At 41.0% G+C, this 20807-nt stretch carries 22 protein-coding genes and 1 pseudogene; 11 read left to right on the top strand and 12 right to left on the bottom strand.

Features of this window, described 5'->3' with window-relative positions; genetic code table 11:
• The first annotated feature begins 45 nt into the window (after window positions 1–45).
• Window positions 46–513: a GAF domain-containing protein gene (locus E2P86_RS02440; RefSeq protein WP_134430491.1), complete on the top strand. Its 468-nt coding sequence runs from the start codon at window positions 46–48 to the stop codon at window positions 511–513.
• A 7-nt stretch (window positions 514–520) separates the two neighbouring features.
• Here E2P86_RS02440 and E2P86_RS02435 read toward each other — a convergent pair whose 3' ends face one another.
• The 12 genes and pseudogenes from E2P86_RS02435 to E2P86_RS02380 form a co-directional block, all read right to left on the bottom strand.
• The gene (locus tag E2P86_RS02435) at window positions 521–1435 is read right to left on the bottom strand and encodes a WD40 repeat domain-containing protein (protein WP_134430488.1); all 915 of its coding nucleotides are present in this window, start codon (window positions 1433–1435) and stop codon (window positions 521–523) included.
• A gap of 107 nt (window positions 1436–1542) precedes the next feature.
• Window positions 1543–3198, bottom strand: a complete 1656-nt coding sequence (locus tag E2P86_RS02430; protein WP_134430485.1) for a tetratricopeptide repeat protein — start codon at window positions 3196–3198, stop codon at window positions 1543–1545.
• 194 nt (window positions 3199–3392) lie between these two features.
• Window positions 3393–3986: pseudogene (gene hisIE, locus E2P86_RS02425) on the bottom strand (bifunctional phosphoribosyl-AMP cyclohydrolase/phosphoribosyl-ATP diphosphatase HisIE); the annotation flags it as partial.
• A 135-nt stretch (window positions 3987–4121) separates the two neighbouring features.
• Window positions 4122–4874, bottom strand: coding sequence for an imidazole glycerol phosphate synthase subunit HisF (gene hisF / locus E2P86_RS02420; RefSeq protein WP_134430479.1), 753 nt, complete (start codon window positions 4872–4874; stop codon window positions 4122–4124).
• 1 nt (window position 4875) lies between these two features.
• Window positions 4876–5628 (bottom strand): 1-(5-phosphoribosyl)-5-[(5-phosphoribosylamino)methylideneamino]imidazole-4-carboxamide isomerase, encoded by a 753-nt coding sequence (locus E2P86_RS02415; RefSeq protein WP_085472306.1) that lies wholly within the window; start codon window positions 5626–5628, stop codon window positions 4876–4878.
• Window positions 5629–5654: 26 nt separating this feature from the next.
• Window positions 5655–6245: an imidazole glycerol phosphate synthase subunit HisH gene (gene hisH / locus E2P86_RS02410; RefSeq protein ID WP_085472307.1), complete on the bottom strand. Its 591-nt coding sequence runs from the start codon at window positions 6243–6245 to the stop codon at window positions 5655–5657.
• Window positions 6246–6254: 9 nt separating this feature from the next.
• Complete coding sequence (hisB, locus tag E2P86_RS02405) at window positions 6255–7394, bottom strand: bifunctional histidinol-phosphatase/imidazoleglycerol-phosphate dehydratase HisB (protein WP_134430477.1); 1140 nt, start codon at window positions 7392–7394, stop codon at window positions 6255–6257.
• Between the two features lie 30 nt (window positions 7395–7424).
• The gene (hisC, locus tag E2P86_RS02400) at window positions 7425–8495 is read right to left on the bottom strand and encodes a histidinol-phosphate transaminase (protein WP_134430474.1); all 1071 of its coding nucleotides are present in this window, start codon (window positions 8493–8495) and stop codon (window positions 7425–7427) included.
• A gap of 50 nt (window positions 8496–8545) precedes the next feature.
• Complete coding sequence (locus E2P86_RS02395; RefSeq protein ID WP_134430472.1) at window positions 8546–9460, bottom strand: ribonuclease Z; 915 nt, start codon at window positions 9458–9460, stop codon at window positions 8546–8548.
• A 2-nt stretch (window positions 9461–9462) separates the two neighbouring features.
• On the bottom strand, window positions 9463–9834 hold the full coding sequence (locus tag E2P86_RS02390; protein WP_085472311.1) for an STAS domain-containing protein: 372 nt from the start codon (window positions 9832–9834) through the stop codon (window positions 9463–9465).
• Window positions 9835–9852: 18 nt separating this feature from the next.
• Complete coding sequence (locus tag E2P86_RS02385; protein WP_134430469.1) at window positions 9853–10800, bottom strand: phosphoribosylaminoimidazolesuccinocarboxamide synthase; 948 nt, start codon at window positions 10798–10800, stop codon at window positions 9853–9855.
• A 36-nt stretch (window positions 10801–10836) separates the two neighbouring features.
• A complete protein-coding gene (locus E2P86_RS02380; protein ID WP_085472313.1) occupies window positions 10837–11802 on the bottom strand; it encodes a PhoH family protein in 966 nt (321 codons plus the stop codon).
• 326 nt (window positions 11803–12128) lie between these two features.
• On the opposite strand from E2P86_RS02380, the gene E2P86_RS02375 reads away from it, so the two are divergent.
• The 10 genes from E2P86_RS02375 to lptC all read left to right on the top strand — a co-directional run bounded on the left by E2P86_RS02375 (window position 12129) and on the right by lptC (window position 20786).
• On the top strand, window positions 12129–12914 hold the full coding sequence (locus E2P86_RS02375) for an SAM hydrolase/SAM-dependent halogenase family protein (RefSeq protein ID WP_085472314.1): 786 nt from the start codon (window positions 12129–12131) through the stop codon (window positions 12912–12914).
• A 62-nt stretch (window positions 12915–12976) separates the two neighbouring features.
• Window positions 12977–13564 carry a hypothetical protein gene (locus tag E2P86_RS02370; protein ID WP_085472315.1) on the top strand — a complete coding sequence of 196 codons (588 nt, stop codon included), beginning with the start codon at window positions 12977–12979 and terminating at the stop codon, window positions 13562–13564.
• A gap of 57 nt (window positions 13565–13621) precedes the next feature.
• Complete coding sequence (locus tag E2P86_RS02365; RefSeq protein WP_134430466.1) at window positions 13622–15457, top strand: ABC transporter ATP-binding protein; 1836 nt, start codon at window positions 13622–13624, stop codon at window positions 15455–15457.
• Between the two features lie 152 nt (window positions 15458–15609).
• Window positions 15610–15984, top strand: coding sequence for a hypothetical protein (locus E2P86_RS02360; protein ID WP_085472317.1), 375 nt, complete (start codon window positions 15610–15612; stop codon window positions 15982–15984).
• Between the two features lie 87 nt (window positions 15985–16071).
• Window positions 16072–16731, top strand: a complete 660-nt coding sequence (locus E2P86_RS02355) for a heme exporter protein CcmB (RefSeq protein WP_085472318.1) — start codon at window positions 16072–16074, stop codon at window positions 16729–16731.
• 17 nt (window positions 16732–16748) lie between these two features.
• The gene (ccsA, locus tag E2P86_RS02350; protein ID WP_085472319.1) at window positions 16749–17414 is read left to right on the top strand and encodes a cytochrome c biogenesis protein; all 666 of its coding nucleotides are present in this window, start codon (window positions 16749–16751) and stop codon (window positions 17412–17414) included.
• A 16-nt stretch (window positions 17415–17430) separates the two neighbouring features.
• Window positions 17431–17628: a CcmD family protein gene (locus E2P86_RS02345; protein WP_085472320.1), complete on the top strand. Its 198-nt coding sequence runs from the start codon at window positions 17431–17433 to the stop codon at window positions 17626–17628.
• A 40-nt stretch (window positions 17629–17668) separates the two neighbouring features.
• Complete coding sequence (locus E2P86_RS02340; RefSeq protein ID WP_134430463.1) at window positions 17669–18652, top strand: DUF6427 family protein; 984 nt, start codon at window positions 17669–17671, stop codon at window positions 18650–18652.
• Between the two features lie 200 nt (window positions 18653–18852).
• Window positions 18853–20175 (top strand): hypothetical protein, encoded by a 1323-nt coding sequence (locus E2P86_RS02335; protein WP_085472322.1) that lies wholly within the window; start codon window positions 18853–18855, stop codon window positions 20173–20175.
• A 5-nt stretch (window positions 20176–20180) separates the two neighbouring features.
• Window positions 20181–20786 carry an LPS export ABC transporter periplasmic protein LptC gene (gene lptC / locus E2P86_RS02330; RefSeq protein WP_085472323.1) on the top strand — a complete coding sequence of 202 codons (606 nt, stop codon included), beginning with the start codon at window positions 20181–20183 and terminating at the stop codon, window positions 20784–20786.
• Window positions 20787–20807 lie beyond the last annotated feature (21 nt).

Here is a 20807-nt window from a genome sequence, read left to right as displayed (position 1 = left end):
AATATCAATTAACTTTGTTTCAAATAAAAATCAAGCAACAACACTATGGCAGAAGATTTAATCATCGCAACCGGCAGTAAAGAAGAACAATATCAATTGCTTTTCAGACAGATTGAAGCCCTCCTTTCGGGTGAAACAGATCGTATTGCTAACATGGCTAATATCGCAGCCGCTTTAAAAGAACAATTCAATTATTGGTGGGTAGGTTTCTATATCGTTCGCCAAGAAGAATTGGTTCTCGGTCCCTTCCAAGGACCAGTAGCTTGTACACGGATTGGTTACGGAAAGGGCGTATGTGGCTCCGCATGGAAAGATCAATCGACCCTTATTGTTCCCGATGTAGAACAATTCCCTGGGCATATTGCCTGTAGCTCTTTATCGCGATCGGAAATTGTAGTTCCCGTCATCAAAGAAGGCACCTGTATTGCAGTGCTCGATGTCGACAGTGAACACCTTGATTTTTTTGACACGACGGATCAAAAATACTTAGAGAAGATTTGCGGCCTTATTTAAACCGCAGTTAGGCAATCTCAACGCGCCATAATTTGATCAACTTGTCATCACCAGCCGTGATAAGTTGATTGCTGGCCGCATTATAGATTGCCGTATTGATAGAAAGACGATGGCTGTCGTAGCCACGCTCCATACTGATGTTTCGCAGTAGTGACAGCGTGTTCATATCCCAAAATTTTATCGATTTATCTCTACTTACCGTAATAATTATATCGGAAGTCGGGTGCTTCAAGATGCCATAAACAGTGAACAAGTGTGGTGTCACCTGTTGTACAGGAGACAAACCAGATGGCACTAATTTGTATAATACCGCATCGCGACCTCCTGAGAATATATTTTCTGCCGTTGCCAGCAATGCCGTAATAGACATACTATGTATTTTACGTCTATTTACTTCGCGAAAACTCGCACTCTCCAATTGGTACACATGCCCATCCTTATCTCCAAAATTCAAATATTTTCCATCGACTGAAGGTTCAATAGTACGGACAGTTGTATTTGAAACACGGAAATTATATACTAATTCGTAGGTATCTAAATTCCAGACATAGGCTACTCCGGCCTCTCCTATGGCAAGGAGTTCCTTCTTATCTTCTAAATGACGTAGAGCAAAGACAGCCCCCTTTTCCACATACAGCTTTTTCACTAACTGTTGCTTATCCACATCGACCAACCATATTTCACTGTTCCGCATTCCGATAGCGAGGAGACCACTATCTTTCAACAAACATAACGCATAGACCGAAGCTGGCACCGCACAAAGTATACGGTTAAACTTTCCTGTCGCTAAATCCCACTCCACGACGCCTCGATCATTTCCACCAGAATATAGCATAGTCTGATCTAAAGAATTTTCAAGGGCAAAAATTGGGTTTTGGTGCCCCGTCAATGTCATGACTAGAGAAACATTTAAATTATGCATAGTTGAATATAGGTAAGTGATATACAAATTTACCCAAATACAAGGGGATATGCAAGGTTGTAATTTTCTCAAAATAAGGAAAATTATAGCAAGGAAACAACTTTTACCTAATCTGCCGTTTGCACGAGTCGCAAAGAGAGTTTCTTTTTCAACCGTTGTTTGGCCTTCTTAACCCCTTCCGGAGAAATAGAAAGTTTATCGGCCAATTCTTTATTTGATAAATTCAAATAAAGCAATGCTAACAAGCGTAGATCCGATTCCGACAGTCCATCATACTTATCTCCTATCTCCACAAAAAAGTCCGGAAAATCAGCATCGAACAAATCTTTAAAATCGCCCCAGTTCCGATCGTTCATTAAATTTAAATCTAAATGATCACGGAGCTCTTTACTCACTAAGACAGGTGGGCTATTTTGTACAGCGTAAGGTTTCTTACTGTGGATTATGGTAGACACATCATATCGTTCCGTATTTTCTGGCTCTAAAACAGGTTCCTCTTTAATCAGTGTATTCTTTCTATTACGTAGAAAATAGAGTAAGCCAACGACTGCTCCACCAGCAACCAACACCAAGAGACATAAAAGAATAATTTTATTACGTCGGCTTTCCGAATATAAAGCCTGAAATTTCTGTTTCTCTTCCGCTAGCTTCATCGCATCAATAGCCGCTTCATTTTCGAAAGATATCGCTAAACTATTGTAGTGGTTATACTGTTTTAACGTTTCCAGCAATTCACTTTCCAAACCGAGCTTATTGAGTAATTTCACTTTGAGATTAAACATTTCGGATAGCGCCATATAGCGTGCTGGTTTACGTTCCATCTTATCCAAATACTCATTCGTCCGTAGGAGCGCCTTATCATAGTCTCCCATGATATAGTATGTCTCAGCTATTTTCTTTAACGAACCCAAAGCCGACTGGACATCGCCCCAGGATTTAGAATTGTAATTATAATCAACAAAGAAATGTTTCAGTGCTTCACCGTGGTTATTCTGTCGAGCAAATACGTTGCCCATATTACCGTAGGATATTCCCATCCAAGCGGAGTCTACTGCTACTTTAGACTTCTCGTAAACTATTTTAAAATATGAATTCGCTTGCTCATAATCCCCCTCAATCGTCGCAATCAAGCCTAGGGTATTCATCGTGTTAAAATACTCGCGATCGTTTAGACGTGTTTCATATTTAAGAACCTGCTGCAACGCATCTCGTGAAAGCTCATACTCCTTGATGTCATAAAAATACCGCCCCATCGTAATATAGTATTGCCATACCCCGGAAATAGACTTCTCGCCATACTTGTCGATAAGCAATAGTACTTCCCGAAAATAACCATATGAAACAGACTTCCTTGCATAGGTAAAGTAATAATTTGCCAAGGCATAAAGTTGTCTTACATGTTGGTCATTCAAAGCATTATCTCGTGCAAACTGAACCGCCGTTTCGTGGTAATTTGTAGATAAAGCATTCAGGCTATCGTTGACTATGGAATAATAATGCGCCAGTGTCTCGTAATAGGTACACACAAGCACTTTATCACTCTTCTTTTTAGAAAGATCACGAATAAATTGAATATGCTCAAGCGCTTGTTTCGGAGAGCTTTTTTCTAAATCTCCGCGTAAGATTCCGTATGCTTTAGCTCCACTTTGATTCGAAGGAACAAAGGCCAAAGAATCATATGGATTTTCTAAAGTGTGATTCGCAGAAAGGAAACCACTCCAAGCCGCAAATAGGAATAACAAAACAAATCTAAGCGTATTCATAAAAGGGTAAATCACAAGCTTCAACCAACAAAAAAATTAAGGTCACTCATGCAGCTGTAAATATCACGAAATTTTTTGCTTTATAAAAAAAAATCGATGGACAAAGACGGGACAATGCAAAAAAACAGGGGACAAGACAATAAAAAAGCCCAATATAAAAAATTGGGCTCCTTAATTTTTGTAACAATCCAAATTTATTGGTGTCTTCCTTCAAGGTTTTTAGCTATCACTTCCAGATTAAGTCCTTTTTCTCGGAGCAATACGATTAAGTGAAACAATAAATCGGAGGTTTCATTAATAAAATCATGTTCGGTCTCAGCCAAAGCAGCAATAACAGTCTCAACAGCCTCTTCACCAACTTTCTGTGCAATTTTATTTATACCACGCTCTCGTAATCGGTGCACATAAGACTCCTCAGAGGACTCCACGTATCGTTGTTGAACAATTCGCTCTAATTGAAGCAGAAAATTTTGATTATATGCCGTATTGAAGCAACTGCGACTTCCTGTATGGCACGTAGGGCCTGCCGGTATAACTTTGATCAGCAGCGTGTCATTGTCACAATCAACAGCCGAGGATACCATCGTCAAAAAATTCCCACTCTCCTCCCCCTTTGTCCACAGTCTGTTTTTGCTTCTGGAAAAAAAGGTAACCTTACCATCTGCCTGAGTTTTTTCCCAAGCTTCTTCATTCATATAGCCAAGCATCAATACTTCCAGCGTTTGATTATCTTGTATAACAACAGGGATTAAACCATCCCCTTTTTTAAAATCTAACATAGTTGTTAATTTAGTACGGAGTACGGAGTACTAAGTACGGAATATCTTTTTTGTGCAAAACACTAAGCAAAAATAATAAATACTTTGTACTAATTTCAATAAGCACTCCATACTCTCCACTTTGCACTCAGTACGATCTACTTTCTATCTCACCACAACCCCTGCCGTGCGCAGTGTTTGTTTCAAATCTGGAATCAATATTTCTCCATAATGAAACACCGAAGCGGCTAAAGCCGCGTCTACGCCAGCCTTTTCAAACACATCTACAAAATGTTGCTGACTTCCTGCGCCGCCTGATGCAATGAGTGGTATATGTACCATTGCATTGACCTTAGCTAAAAAAGTCGTATCAAACCCATCTTTTGTACCGTCGTGGTCCATGGACGTTAATAGAATCTCTCCAGCTCCACGCTCCTCTGCTTCCTGCAACCAATTTAATGTTTCTATTTCCGTTCGTTCACGCCCACCACGTAGGTGAATCAACTGCTTGCCATCCACTAATCTAGTATCGGCCGCAATTACCACAAATTGACGCCCAAAAGCACGTGCAAAATCATCAATCAGCTTCGGATTTCGAACTGCAGCGGAATTAATCGAAATTTTATCTGCTCCTGCATTCAACAGGATGTCGGCATCTTTAACTTCATTTATACCGCCACCAATCGTAAACGGAATGTTTACTTGACGCGCAACAGCCTTGACAAGATCTATCGTCGTCTTACGGTTCTCGTGTGTAGCCGTAATATCCAAGAAAACCAACTCATCGGCCCCTTGCTGTGAATACTGCCAAGCTAATTCAACGGGGTCACCAGCATCACGCAAGTTCACAAAATTAACTCCCTTTACTGTCCTGCCATCTTTGACATCCAGACAAGGGATAATACGCTTTGCTAACATCTTAGAACCTAATTAAAGACTTTAAATTCCAATCTTTAATCTCATCAATAGAAATCTTGTTCTCGTAAATTGCTTTTCCAACCACACAAGACTCCATATTGCCGAGCTCCTGTAAAGCCTCAATATCTTTCATTGAACTGATGCCACCCGAGCCAATCAACTTAATAATTGGCGAATGCGCTAACAATTTCTTATATAGATCCACGCCAGCACCAGCCAGTTTACCGTCCTTACTAATATCAGTGCATAAGAAACGGAAGAAACCTAATTCTAAACATTTATCGATATAGGAAACCAATTTAATAGGTGAACTTTCTTGCCAACCTGAATACTTAATCACTTCATCCAAGACATCAATAGCAATAACAATATGATCAGCGTACTTTACACGTCCTTCGTTGAGCGAGCTTAGTTCCTCCAGAAAAGATGGATTTGTGATCGCTTGGGTTCCCACAATTACACGATAAACACCCGCATCAACCAGCTCTTTAACCTTCTCAATACTACGCACACCTCCTCCATATTGTACTTTCATATCCGTTTTATGGATGATATCAAACAAGTACTTTTGATTCGAGAAATCTCCTTTAGCACCGTTCAAATCAATAATATGAACGATCTCCGTACCATTCGCATGATACTTAGCAATTTGCTCTTCCAATGAAATATCATAGGTTGTTACATCATCATAGTTACCTTCGCGCAGGCGAACAACCTTCTTATCTAATACATCAATAGCGGGAATTATATACATATAGTAAAATTAAAATCAGTTAAACATTAAATCCGGGAAAAGTTAAGCAATAACTGCTCTCCGTCCTTACCCGATTTTTCAGGGTGAAACTGCACCCCATAAAAATTATTCTTTTGTATGGCAGCAGAAAAATCTACGCCATAACGACATACAGCACTAGTAAAATCAGCCTCATATTCAATAAAATAAGAGTGCACAAAGTAAAAATAGGCATTATCCTCAATACCTTGAAAAAGAGTCGAGCCATTTTGTATTTGTATGCTGTTCCAGCCCATGTGTGGCACTTTCTCCGTAACGCGGCCACCGAAGTGTAACGTTTTTAAAGGCACAATTTTCAACAAATCTGCATTTCCTTCCTCCGAAAACGATGTTAAAAGCTGCATGCCCACACAAATTCCTAGAACAGGTTTCTCTAATGATGCAATATAAGATGAAAGTCCAGACTGAACTAACTTTTCCATTGCAGCACCAGCATGCCCGACACCCGGAATAATAATGCGATCGTACAGATCCAAATCTGACGCCTCATTAACCATACCGTAGCCAATACCAACTCGATCTAACGCTGCCGTTAAAGAGAAGATATTACCAGCTCCATAATTTACAATCCCTATCATACGTACCTCCTACAATACTCCTTTTGTACTTGGCAGTTGCATATTATCCGCATCACGTCGCACTGCTTTTTTTATAGATTTGGCAAAAGCTTTAAAGATTGCTTCAATTTTATGATGCTCATTTTCGCCTTCTGCCTTAATATTCAGATTAGCTTTCGCTGCATCCGAAAATGACTTAAAAAAGTGAAAGAACATCTCGGTCGGCATATCACCTATCTTTTCACGTTTGAACGCTGCATCCCAAACAATCCAATTCCGCCCCCCAAAGTCAATGGCCACCTGCGCCAAACAGTCATCCATGGGTAATGTGTATGCGTATCGCTCGATACCACGTTTATTGCCTAACACCTGAAGAAATAACTCGCCTAAAGCAATACCTGTATCTTCAATCGTATGATGCTCATCAATATGTAAATCTCCCTTAGCTTTAACAGTGAGATCCAATGCCCCATGTCGCGCTATTTGATCCAACATATGGTCAAAGAAAGGAAGCCCTGTATCGATCGACGATTTTCCTGAGCCATCCAAATTAACAGCGACAAAAATATCCGTCTCATTGGTTTTACGGTGATGCTCTCCGCTTCGAGTTCCTAATTTCAAAAACTCATAAACGGCTTTCCAATCTGTTGTTTCCAAAGCCACATCGGCAGGATCAATGGATAAGTTTTCCGCCTGACCAAGACCATCGTCACTACGTAACCAAATAGCCTTAGCCCCCAAATTATGGGCAAGTTTCACATCATTGATCCGGTCACCGATCACGAAAGATTCACTCAAATTATAAGTATCGGTATCAAAATATCCTTTCAGCATACCAATACCAGGTTTTCGGGTGTCGGCATTTTCATGCGGAAAAGTACGGTCTATATGTTCCTCCGCAAAGACAACACCTTCCCCTTTGAAGGTGTCAATAACGAAATGGTGAACGGGCCAAAAATTCTCCTCTGGGTGGGAGGATGTCCCTAATCCATCTTGATTGGAAACAAGAATCAATTCAAAATCAAGTTCCTTTGCAATCTTAGGTAAATATTGTAATGCACCGGGATAGAACTTCAGCTTGGCAAAAGAATCAATCTGCTCATCTGCCGGTTCTAAAATCAAGGTGCCATCACGATCTATAAACAATACTCTTTTCACTAAATCAGGCATAATTTCCGTGGTAAATATTTTGTAGTCTTTTTAATTGTTTGTTGCGCCGTAAAACGTATAAACAGCGGATACAAGTTCTTCATTTTCTGCCGGTGTTCCGACCGTCAAACGTAAACAGCCTTCGCAAAGCTCTACTTTAGAACGATCTCTAACAATAATCCCTTTGCTAACCAAGAAATTGTATAGTGCGCGTGGTTCCTCCAATTTGACCAAGATAAAATTCGCATCAGAAGGTGTTATATGTGCGACCTGCGGAATGTCCGCCAGTGTAGCACTCAATTTCTCGCGCTCCGCGACAATCTCTTGGATCCAACTATTCACCTGATCCACATTGTCCAATGCTTCTAACACAATATTCTGCGTGGCTTGGTTAATATTGTAAGGTGGTTTAATCTTATTAAAAACTGTGATTATTTCTTCGCTGGCAAAAGCCATCCCCAAACGTAACGCAGCCAATCCCCAAGCCTTAGATAGGGTTTGCAAAATAACTAAGTTTGGAAACTCACTAAGATCCTTCGTAAAAGATGGTTGTTTTGAGAAATTTATGTAGGCTTCATCAACGACAACCAGTCCATCAAAGTTAACCAATATAGTTTCAATATCCGTTCTATTTAGACTATTCCCAGTTGGATTATTCGGCGAACAAATAAAAATCAGTTTGGTTTGGCTATCTATCGCTTCAGCGATACCATCCAGGTCTAGTTGATAATCAGGAGTCAAGTTCACCTTTCGGTAAGCCACATCGTTGATGTTCGCCGACACTTCATACATACCATATGTAGGAGGCACCAGAATAACATTATCCTTTCCGGGCGTACAGAAGGCACGGTACAGTAAATCAATAGCTTCATCACTACCATTACCCAAAAAAATATTCTCGGTAGGAACACCTTTTATCTTTGAAAGCTTCTCTTTAACACGATGCTGCAAAGGATCCGGATAACGATGGAAATCTTCCCGATATGGAGAGCCAAAAGCGTTTTCATTCGCATCCAAAAGGACCGACGCTTCGCCTTTAAACTCATCTCTTGCAGACGAGTAGGGAACGAGTTTTTTGATGTTATCTCTAAGAAGAGCATTTAGGTTGAAAGAGCCTTTCATATTTACTTTTATGTTGAGCGTGTAAATATGAGGAAAAATCTAGAAAATCCCTATACTAAAAACCATTTGCCTTCCTCCGAGAGCAAAGTATTGGCAAAAAACGGTTGTGATTCATCCAGAAAGGGTTGCAGATCTCGATATCGGGCAGAGAAATGTCCCAAAAGAAGTTTTTTTGCTCCCACGGTGCGAGCGACCTGTGCAGCCTCCTGACCTGTACTATGTAATGTTTCTTTTGCACGATCCGCCATATCATGTAAAAATGTCGATTCATGATACAAGAGGTCTACTCCCTGAATCGTCTCAAAATAACTTTCGTTCATCAAGGTGTCCGAACAAAAGGCATAACTGCGTGACGGCGGCGCAGGATAGGTCAGCTCACTGGCTAAATAAACAGTTCCATCAGGATCCACATAATCAATCCCTCTCTTAAGTAACTTGAGGTATGGGGTTGGTATGTCGAGCTGGTCCACCAACGTTGCATTTAAGGTCGCACTGCGACGCCCCTCATCAAAACGAAATCCCGTACAATCAATGCGATGTTGTAAAGGGAAAGAGGTAACTTTCAGCGCGGGCGTATCTAGGATAACCTCCACTTCAGCCGGATTTGTCGGGTGGAAAACGAGCGGGTATTGTAGTACTGTTGCGGAGTGCTTGAACTGAATAGCAAGAATTTCTTCTAATGCCGCCGGACCATAAACATGTAGGGTTGACTTCCTTCCCATCAAATGTTGCGAGGAAAGCAACCCTACAAGTCCTAAATAATGATCTCCATGTAAATGGCTGATAAAGATATGATTTATACGATTGCTTTTGATACCATAGCGCGCCAGTTGCATTTGCGTCCCTTCGCCACAGTCAATCATATAAAGCTGTTCATTGAAGTTCAACACTTGAGAAGTAGGGTGCCGCCCATACATAGGCGTAGCCGAACTATTTCCCAAAATCATGACTTCGAATCGTAGCATGCTTACACCCCTCTTAAATCTAGACGGATCTCATTGCCAAAGATCATATCCTCTGCCGTAGAGACGGATTCTGCGATCTTAAAATAGTTTTCCAGTTTAGACATCTTAAGCAGGTCTACCACATTCGGATTCAAACCGGTCAAGATAAACAACCCACCGGATTCCTTACATAGACGACGAGCCAAAAGTCCAAGCCTCAAAACATCCTCGTCGGCCGTTTCCACGACATGCAAATCCAGAATAATGTTCCGTTGACCACTTGTGCTACGTAACATAAACTCGGCTTTCAGTTTCGCTGCCGACTCTCGATCCAAAAAGTCCACTAAGGGCTCTATCACCACATAGCGGTCATGCTTGTCAACAATAAACCTCATATCAATAGCTGTTAGTTTTTATACGATCTCTTTCAAAGCTGCCGCAACGTTCTGCTCTACGCGCGCTACAATCTCCCCTTCGGCAGCATATTGAAATTTTTCACCTGTGATGTGCTCATAGAGCTCGATATAGCGTGCAGAAATTGATTCTACAATTGCATCAGTCATCTCAGGTACTTGTTGTCCATCCTTTCCTTGGAAGCCGTTCTCAATTAACCATTGACGAACAAACTCCTTTGATAGCTGACGTTGCGGCTCACCGTTTGCTTGTCTTTCCGCATACCCTTCAGCATAAAAATAACGGGAGGAATCCGGTGTATGGATTTCATCCATCAGATAAATTTCTCCATTACGTTTTCCGAACTCATACTTGGTATCCACCAAAATCAATCCACGTTCCTTTGCAATTTCGGTACCCCGCTGAAAAAGCTGGTGTGCATATTTTTCCAGTTCGGCGTAATCCGCTTCACTGACAATACCCTGTGCAATGATTTCTTCACGTGAGATATCTTCATCGTGACCAACCGCAGCCTTTGTTGTTGGCGTAATAATAGGTTGTGGCAACTTATCATTCTCTTTCAACCCTTCTGGCAAGGTTACACCACACAACACACGTCCGCCCTCCTTGTAGGTCCGTGCGGCATGTCCTGCCAGGTAACCGCGAATAACCATCTCCACCTTGAAAGGTTCACACTTGACCCCAATCGTAGCACTTGGATCCGGCACTGCAATCACCCAGTTTGGTAATATGTCTTTCGTTGCTTCCAAAAATTTAGCAGCAATCTGATTCAATACCTGCCCCTTATATGGGATTGCACGTGGCAAGACCACATCAAAAGCGGAAATTCGATCCGAAGCTACCATGACCAAATAGTCATCAGCAATTGTATAAACATCACGTACTTTACCTTTGTAAAAAGCGGTCTGTTTATCAAAATTAAAATTTGTTTCTTTTATTGCATTCATATTCTCGCGGTGCAAGTGCACCAAATTATTAAAATTCTAAATATCGCCGTATGCTTCCAGTATACGTTTCACCAACTTATGACGAACGACATCAGCCCCACTTAAGTGCACGATCTCGATCCCTTCAATATTATCCAATAGCTTGACCGATGTGGCCAATCCTGATTGGCTTTTCTTCGGTAAGTCAATCTGTGTTAAATCTCCCGTTACAATAAACTTCGCAGAAGGTCCCATACGCGTCAAGAACATCTTCAGCTGCATGTCCGTCGCATTTTGTGCCTCATCCAATATCACGAAACAATTATCCAACGTACGTCCACGCATAAAAGCCAGCGGCGCAATCTCAATCACGCGACGCTCAATATAATCTTTCAGCTTATCTGCTGGAATCATATCGTCCAACGCATCATACAAAGGACGTAGATACGGATCAACCTTCTCCTTTAGATCGCCTGGCAGGAACCCCAGATTCTCTCCAGCTTCCACCGCAGGACGGGTCAATATGATCCGCTTTATTTCTTTATTACGGAGCGCACGAACAGCTAGGGCAACTGCAGTGTAGGTCTTACCTGTTCCCGCTGGACCGATGGCAAAAAGGATATCGTTTTTTGCGATACTATCCACCATCTTGCGTTGATTTGGCGTTCTTGCACGAACAATCAAACCATTCGGACCATACACAATCGGCTCTCCCTTGAAGACTTGCGCCTCTCCTCCCTCTTTACGTTCCTCTGGGCGATCTGCTCGTATAGGAAGCCCTATCAGCTCCTCCAATTCGATGGAGCTCAAGGACTGAAATTGCTCAACATGATTTAAAACCCCTTGAAAAACCGACTGGAACCGACCTTGTTCAGATTGCTCACCCAACACCTTAAGCTCATTGCCACGTGCCACCAAACGAAGTTTCGGAAACCCTTTTTTTATAAGCTCAAAATTCTCATTCTGCGCTCCCCATAATGTCACCAAATTGGTGGCATCCAGATTTATTAATACTTCGTTCAAATTGCTGTCTATTTAATTTCTGAAATAAATATAATGGTTTTTTACAGGAACTACAGCATAATATTTCTCAACCTTTTATTAACTTTTTGTTTTGCAACACCTTAGAAGCTATAAAACAGAGCTTTCCACAAATGGGATGTAACTATCACCTACAAAAACACATAAATTGACAGTATTAAATAGACTTTGTGTATTCTTTTGTTACTTTTGTCCACTCTTTTGATGGCCACTGTATATGCATTCGTTTTTTGCACAATTCCAGCTTTTTTTTGGACAGTTCGGCTCTTAAATATTTTAACTTTTAGTATCTTTAGAGGGTACACACTATGGGAGTAATTACGCTAACAACAGATTTAGGACATCGTGACTTTTATCAAGCAGCACTGAAGGGCAGCATCATTTCGCAGCTCCCGGATGTCCGTTTGATTGATATTACCCATGAGATTCCTTCATTTGATATTCAGCGTGCTGCTGTCGTTCTTCGTAATGTATACCACTACTTTCCAAAGGGAACCGTACATCTGATCGGAATTGACACCGTCTTTCAAGAAGGCTCACGTTATGCCATGATGAAGTTTGACAATCATTTCTTTGTAGGCGCGGACAACGGCATATTCAGCATTATCTTGGGCGAGAAGAAAGCGCAGGAACTATTTGAAATTGACATTATGCAGGATCTCCGCTACCTCCACTTCCCGTTGGCAGACATCCTGAGCAAAGCTGCTTGCCATATTGCCAACGGCGGAAAACTCAAGGAAATTGGGCAACCGATAGAAAAGCCGCTGAAGAAGGTTATGGTACAACCTCTAATAGACAGCAATACAATAAAAGGTCATGTATCTTATATTGATTCTTTTGGAAATGTTATCAGTAACATCAGTAAAGAGTTGTTCAATGAGGTTCAAAAGGGTCGCAGTTTCCGTTTACACTTTAAACGTAATGAAACCATCAATACCTTGAGTTGGCATTACAACGAAGTTCCTGAAGGAGAAAAGTTATGTCTTTTCGGCATTAGTAATTTCCTAGAGATTGCCATTAACAAAGGTCACGCCAGCCGCTTGCTGGGGTTACAACAAGATGAAATTATCATGGTCGAATTCCTCGATTCATAGGTATTCTCCCCTTCCTTTTTCGCGCAATTAATCCTTATCCGTTTGGCTTAGTCAAACTGGATATGAATCCACTTGAATTACATTGGACTAGAAAAACAAAAATGTACAAACTTCTTATCCTATTTGTCACCTCGTGTTGTCTTTACTTAGCCGGCACAGGCCATGCACATGCTAATATAACAGCAGATTCCATCTCTTTTGAGGACCAAAGAGCCCGCATCAATGAATTATTGGACGCGCGGAGCAAACGATTTGGGGATTTCGATGAGAGCCTACTCAAAAAGACCGGTATATTTGGAATCTTTAAGACAACGGCCGATATGCAACGATCGATTGATATTCTGAAAGAGATTGTTATCACCGACAATAATATCTTTATTGAAACGAAGAAACTAATCGACATCAAGGATTATCAAAGTGAACGCAATGCAGCACTCGCTAAAGAATATGATGATCAAGTAACCGCCTACATGAAAACGGTCTCTAAGCTCCAGCAGGAAAATGATAAGTTGCGGACAGAAATTGAATCGTTAGATACCAGCGAACAGCAAAGCAATATGGCTTTATATCTCGCGGTAGGCATTATTTTATCGCTATTATTTGTTATTTATCAACGTTTTAGCAAAAAACGACTAAAAAAAGTGACTTAACAGTGATAAGCACACATAAATAATACTGTACTTTTGCTATTTATAAGAAAGTAATTAATGGCGAGAGCGAGATTGAATAGTGGGAATACACAATCGGACGATTTACCCAAACCAAAGTTAAACAAAGAACTCATTAAGAAGGCTTTAAAGATTTTTTCTTACCTACGACCGTTCCGTACGAAGTTCGTGGTAGGGATGATTTTTTTAACCCTTTCGAGTTTAACGATGCTAACCTTTCCGGCGCTCTTGGGCGCAATGATCGATGCAGCACAGGGCAGACAAACATACACCTGGTTACCCGCCAACGTGTGGTACATAGGTGCTATCTCCATGATTATTCTGCTTTTTCAATCCATCGTTTCCTTTGGTCGAATTCGTTTGTTTGTAGAGATTGCTGAAAAAGCACTAGCCAATATCCGCAAAGACACGTACCATAAACTAATTACTCTTCCCATAGAGTTCTTCGCGAACCGCAGAGTAGGTGAGCTCAACAGTCGCTTATCGGCCGATTTGACACAGATCCAAGACACCCTAACGACAACATTAGCCGAAGTACTTCGTCAAATGATCAGCCTGGGCCTCGGCGTGTGTCTGCTCGTATTCGTTTCGCCAAAACTCGCGTTAATGAATCTTTCGATATTACCCATCATTATCGTCACAGCTATTATCTTCGGTCGCTTTATTCGGAACCTTTCGCGCCAAGCGCAAGATCAGCTAGCCGAATCAAATAGCATCGTCCAAGAAACATTGCTTGGTATAAGCAATGTGAAAGCCTTCGTGAATGAATATTATGAAACGAACAGGTACTCCCGCAAACTGGACAGTGTAGTAGCCCTTGCGGTTAAAGGCGCAACCTACCGGGGTATCTTTGCTTCCTTTATTATCTTCTGTATTTTTGGGGCTGTCATCGTTGTAATTTGGTATGGTGCTTCCCTCGTTGCTGCCCATGAAATCTCTGTCGGAAACCTAACAACATATATTCTGTACTCCATGTTTGTTGCGGGCTCCATGGGAAGTCTCCCTGAGCTTTATGCGAATATTCAACGTTCCCTAGGCGCCAGTGAGCGCGTTCTTGAAATATTGGACGAAGAAAAAGAGGCCATTGAAATCGCCCCTGACAATAAAGAGATTCAACAGCATATCAATGGTTCGCTCACCTTTCAGGAGGTTGCCTTCGCATACCCTTCTCGCCCAGATTCGCTCATTCTCAAAGAAATATCCTTTCATGTCGAATCAGGCAAGAAACTTGCTCTTGTTGGTCCCAGTGGGACGGGGAAATCAACGATTGCTTCGCTTATTCTTCAGTTTTACAAACCGACCAGAGGTGCAATCCTTTACGATGGTAAACCGAGTGAATCATACAGCCTCACCGACATTCGAAATCAAGTAGCTATTGTTCCACAGGATGTTCTGCTCTTTGGCGGAACCATTCGTGAAAATATTGGCTACGGTCACTTAGGGGCGGATGCGGAAGATATTATTAACGCCGCAAAACGCGCTAATGCGCATGATTTTATTATGGGATTTCCGGAAGGCTATGACACGATGGTTGGCGAACGTGGGGTTAAGCTTTCAGGCGGACAGCGTCAACGTGTAGCTATCGCCCGCGCCTTATTGAAAGACCCGGCTATATTGATTCTAGACGAAGCTACCTCGGCACTGGATTCAGAATCCGAACGCTTGGTACAACTGGCACTCGAAGAGTTAATGAAAGACCGAACCTCCATCATCATCGCCCATAGACTCAGTACAATAAAAGATGCCGACTACATCGTCGTTGTTGAAAATGGAACCGTTTCGGAGATAGGAACCCATGCTGAACTAATGGCCAAACGAAGCGGCCTGTACCATCACCTCTACGCCATACAGTCTGCCGAAGAGCTTGTTCGTTAATTTCTGTTAAATCCATTGCTGTTCAAAACTTTTGTGCACCATTTTTGTTCGTGTATTATGGGCTGTTAGCAGAAGAGGCTTTTCTCAAAGCCACTTACTTCCTACTACAGTTTCAGAATAATGTTTATTAAACATAAAAAAGTATACATATCATGGAAAAGAAAAATGGATTACTAGCATTTGCGCTACTCGGGCTAGCCGCGGGTGCTGCGGCTTATTATTTGCTAGCAACAGAGGATGGCAAACGACAAATGGACAAAGCGAATAAAAGTGTAAAAGGGTTATCGAAGTCGCTTAAAGAGCTTTCGGAGAAAGAAAGTAAAAAAGCAGCTAAACTTGCACGTGAAGCCAAGAGAGATTTGCATGAATTAACAGAAAAAGCCAAAGAAGCGGGTAAGCACGCTTTCGAGGTAGCGTCGGAAAAAGCCAGTCAATGGGTAAATAAAGCATCCGATGCAGCCAAAGATGCTGCTTCAAAAGCACATGATGCGATTGATGACGCCAAATCTGAAATCAAAAAAGCATAACCGTAGAAAAACGACGCGTATATTATTCTACTTATTTTCGGGAGTTTTCCAGACATCCAAACTGAAGTATTACTATCTTTGCGGTGCATGAACTTACTCCAACAAGTAAAAGTTTTAGTATACAAGGATTTAATCCTCGAATGGCGTGCTAAGTACGCTATCAACGGTATTTTACTATATGTGGTGTCCACAGTCTTTGTTTGCTATCAAGCTTTCAAGTCTGTGGACGCTCCTATTTGGAATGCTTTGTTCTGGATTATCCTTCTCTTTGCCAGCATAAATGCAATCAGTCGTTCTTTCGTGCAAGAAAGCACCTACAGGCAGCTCTACTATTATACCATTGTAAGCCCGAAAGCCGTCATTCTCGGAAAGATCGTCTACAATAGCATCTTGATGGTTTTTCTCTCACTGATTGCTTTCACCTTTTATGCTGTCGTATTTAAAAACCCGATTGGCGACCCGTTGTTATATCTTCTCGCGGTACTAATCGGCAGTTTCAGTTTCGCCACAGTCTTTACCATGGTATCAGGTATTAGTGCCAAAACAGGAAACAATAGCACCATGATGGCCATTCTGAGCTTCCCGGTAATCATCCCTTTGTTGATCGTGCTAATTAAACTTTCCAACAATGCCATGCAGGGGTTGGATCGCGCTATTTCGACCAACGAAATATTGGTTCTTTTGGCAATTAATGTAATTACGATTACAATTTCTTTGTTGTTATTTCCTTACCTTTGGCGTGATTAATTCTATAATTTTCAACGATGAGAAAATCTTGGTGGAAAATATTAGGGCTACTGATGATAGCGACAGCTATTATAGGCGGTTTATTAGGCCCTGTTCCCGTCCTACCTATCTTGCATGAAACCATCCGGAATGTGTACTTTCACGTGCCGATGTGGTTTACGATGTTAACATTGTATCTAATATCTGTTATCTATAGCATTAAATACCTAAATTCAGGTAAAGTAGAACATGATCTTATGGCTGTAGAGGCCGTAAACACAGGGATTGTATTCTGTGCAATGGGTTTACTGACCGGTATGTTATGGGCAAATATTACATGGGGTGAACCGTGGCCTAACGATCCAAAATTAAATGGTTCAGCCATCGCCACATTGATGTATTTGGCCTATCTCGTACTACGCAATGCTCTAGAAGAAGAACAAAAAAGAGCGAAAATATCTGCTATATACAATATTTTTGCCTTTCCAGTCATGGTTGTTTTATTGTACATTCTACCGAAGCTGACAGACTCTTTGCATCCAGGTAGCGGAGGTAATGGCACCTTTGGTGACCTCGACATGAACAACAATATGCGCCCTGTCTTTTATACCGCTGTGATCGGTTGGATATTAGTAGGCACTTGGATTTGTACTTTACGGTACCGAGTTCGATTGATCGAAAACAAAAGAAATCAAATTGATTAGTTTAAAATAGTTAAAGATGAAAAATAAACTCGCTTTATTTCTAATGTTGCTTATCAGTGCAAGCACGTATGCACAAGGCGAAATTGATATGGCAACGGGATTACGTAGCTCAGGAAAAATTTACGTTGTAGTTTTGGTACTACTGACAATCTTTGCCGTTCTTGGGATTTACCTTTTCACATTAGATAGACGTATTAAAAAATTAGAAAAATAATATCTGCTATGCTGATATTAACACCTTAAAAGAGTACACCATGATTATAGCCCAACATCGGAAATTTACACCGTTCAACATCCTGTTTGTTTCCATCATGGGGCTTATTCTGTGCTTAGGTATTTTTCTTCATTTACCCCCGAAGATTGTCCCTGTATTTTTAGAACCGGCGGTCAACAACCTGATCGGGTTAAAAATTGGCGATAATCTCACACCGGCGCAGAACGTATTTACAACACTAGCGCTCACATTATTGCAGGCATTCTTCCTGAACAGTATCATCAATCATTTCAACTTTCTGGGCAAACCAAATTTTACGGTAGCTCTATTGTACATGACATTGGTGAGCCTATTCCCTCCCTTTTTAGTTTTATCGCCTCCGTTAATCTGTAATTTCATTACTATCTGGATGCTTGGAAAGCTGTTTAACATCTACAAACTTTCTGATGTGAAAGGCTTAATGTTTGACTTGGGTCTTATTGTGGCTATAGGTAGTCTCATTTACTTTCCATTTATCGTGATGATGCTCCTTCTATGGATTAGCTTGGTTATTTTTCGCCCTTTTAATTGGCGCGAATGGATTACTCCCTTATTGGGCTTTATCACCATTTATTTTCTTCTCGGCGTTATCTACCTTTGGATCGATAGAATAGCCGAGTTTTATCTTATTTTTAAGCCTTTAGGGTACTTCTTCCCCACCGAACTAGGACTTAATTTGTACGACTACCTGGTAACCGCTCCAATATTTGTCGCACTCCTATTTTTCCTCTATGTACTGAAGGATCATTTTTTCAAAAGTGTGGTTCATCTCCGTAAATCTTTCCAATTACTGTTCTTTATGATCCTCCTTACCATAGGATCCTTTTACTTGAACAGTCATATTACCATTAACCACTTTCTGTTGTGTGCCCCGCCTATCGCTATCTATTTAGCATTCTATTTTACCAATTCAAAATCGAAATGGGTCTACGAAGTCTTATATCTAATTATCATATTAACAATCATTTACTTCCAATTTATTTAACCGCTTGAACAATAGATGATTAACCTTTTTTAACAATTTGAACTAAAGGAATAATTAAAAATTAGATAGTTTTGTATCAAATTTTGAAAAAGCAATCATTTTAGCAAAAGTCTCATTATTATACCTGACCTCTTAAAAAATACCTAAAGGTAAACAGCGGGACACGGTGGCAAGTAGCAAAATGTAACACCAATATATATATGCACATACTGTTTAAAGGAACGTTTTCCAAAATAGCGAGTCAGTTATTGCTAGGCTTGAGTTTGTTGAGTGTACAACAAGCATACGCTCAAAAGTCCACTTCTCATTCCCCTTACTCCCAATTTGGATTAGGGCAAATGCGGGAGGATCTTTTGCCACAAACGCGAGCAATGGGAGGTGTTTCAACCGGTGTAAGATACCTGAACGGATTGCCCACATTGAATCTATCTAATCCTGCATCCTATTCGGCAATGAATAGAACAATCATGGAAGCTGGTCTTTATGGGAACTTAACCCAGTTATCCAAAAACGAAAGCAGCGACAACACAGCCGATTTCGCGTTCAGTCATATTGCAATAGGAATTCCGTTAAACAAATTTGGTGGTCTTGCTTTTGGCTTACTTCCATTCTCTGATGTCGGATATTCAGCAACATCAACGCAATCTATTGATACCTTAAACTACAGAACCTTAATCGAAGGCCAAGGTGGTGTTAATAAAGCGTTCTTAGGGTACGGTGTTTCTCCAATCAAAGGATTGAGCATTGGTGCAAACGTAGGTTTCTTATTTGGTAACCTGTATGATATTACAAAAGTAGAATTCCCTAATGCATTAGGCGCCTACCAAACCCAACAAAAAACAACACGTAACATCCGAGGAGCGTCCTTCGATTACGGTGTGCAATATAGTAAGTCTCTCGGTCGCAAATACAACCTAACCGTAGGTTACTCTGGATCTTTAGACAACCAAATAACAGCGAAAACAAACCGCATGGTAACCATATCGGAACCAAGCTTTGAAGAAGATTATGAAGCTCCACCATTAGATACAACCAGTATTTATCAGGTTGGTAACAGAAAGCTTAATCTACCACTAAAACACAATTTTGGTGTAACCCTTTCTAAAGGATACAACTGGATGGTTGGTGCGGACTTCAAGTATGCCGATTGGAGTAAATATCAAGTTCGTGATGGCGAAAATAAGCTTGGAAAAAGTTATGGTTTCGCTGTCGGTGGACAGATCAAACCGGATCCTACATCTGTTAGGTACTTGAATCAAGTAGACTACAGACTTGGCTTCCGATATAATCAGACACCTGTCGTTTTCCGCAATCAACAGATTAACGATATGGCCGTAACGATCGGTTTAGGCTTACCGTTACCTGAATCAAACTTTGGCCGTACATTCTCGCAGGTTAACATATCCGCAGAATTTGGCCAGCAGGGAACCTTGAAAAACAATTTAGTACGGGAGCGGTATATTAATATAAACCTTGGATTTACGATTAACGATTCGTGGTTTATCCGTCGTAGCTTAGATTAAAACGTATGAAGCATCGTTTGTGCTCCAAAATAAAAACAAGTATGCCCCTCTCCGTCTTTTATGCGGTAGGGGCACTCTTATTTTTTTCCTGTGAGAATGACCTCAAAGAGGTAGACCGTATTGCAAACATTAAAGCAGAGGAGAACGTAAACATCTCCAAGCACGTCAACGTAATATACAGCGACTCTGCTGTTGTTAAGGCAGAGCTTACGGGCCCCGAGCTGCGGGAGTATCCTGACAGCACGGGTAAATTTGAATTTAGAAAGGGAGTTCTGGTACGCTTTTTTGATGTCAACGGAAAGGAAGCGCAGCGCATAAAATCAGATTATGCCGTGCAACGTAATAATGAAGGCATCACCGAATTTCGAAAAAATGTCGTCGTTAATATGGCGGATGGTTCTATTATCAAAACCGAGGAGCTTTTCTTTGACGAAAAGAAAAAAATATATTACAACACCGTGCCTATCACCTTTGACTTCAAAGACGAACGTGGTAGTTTACAGGCGACTTCCTTTATCTCCGATACAGACTTTAAGAAAATTGACGGACAGAATATGAGTGGTTATTATATCCCATCTTCCCAAAATCAATTTCCAATGTTTGGCAATTAAACAATGCAAAACCATTATTCA

The sequence above is a fragment of the Sphingobacterium psychroaquaticum genome, from assembly GCF_004421025.1.
Lineage (GTDB): Bacteria > Bacteroidota > Bacteroidia > Sphingobacteriales > Sphingobacteriaceae > Sphingobacterium > Sphingobacterium psychroaquaticum.
Note: the sequence above shows the minus strand (reverse complement) of the source record. Positions and strands in the feature narration are given on the sequence as shown.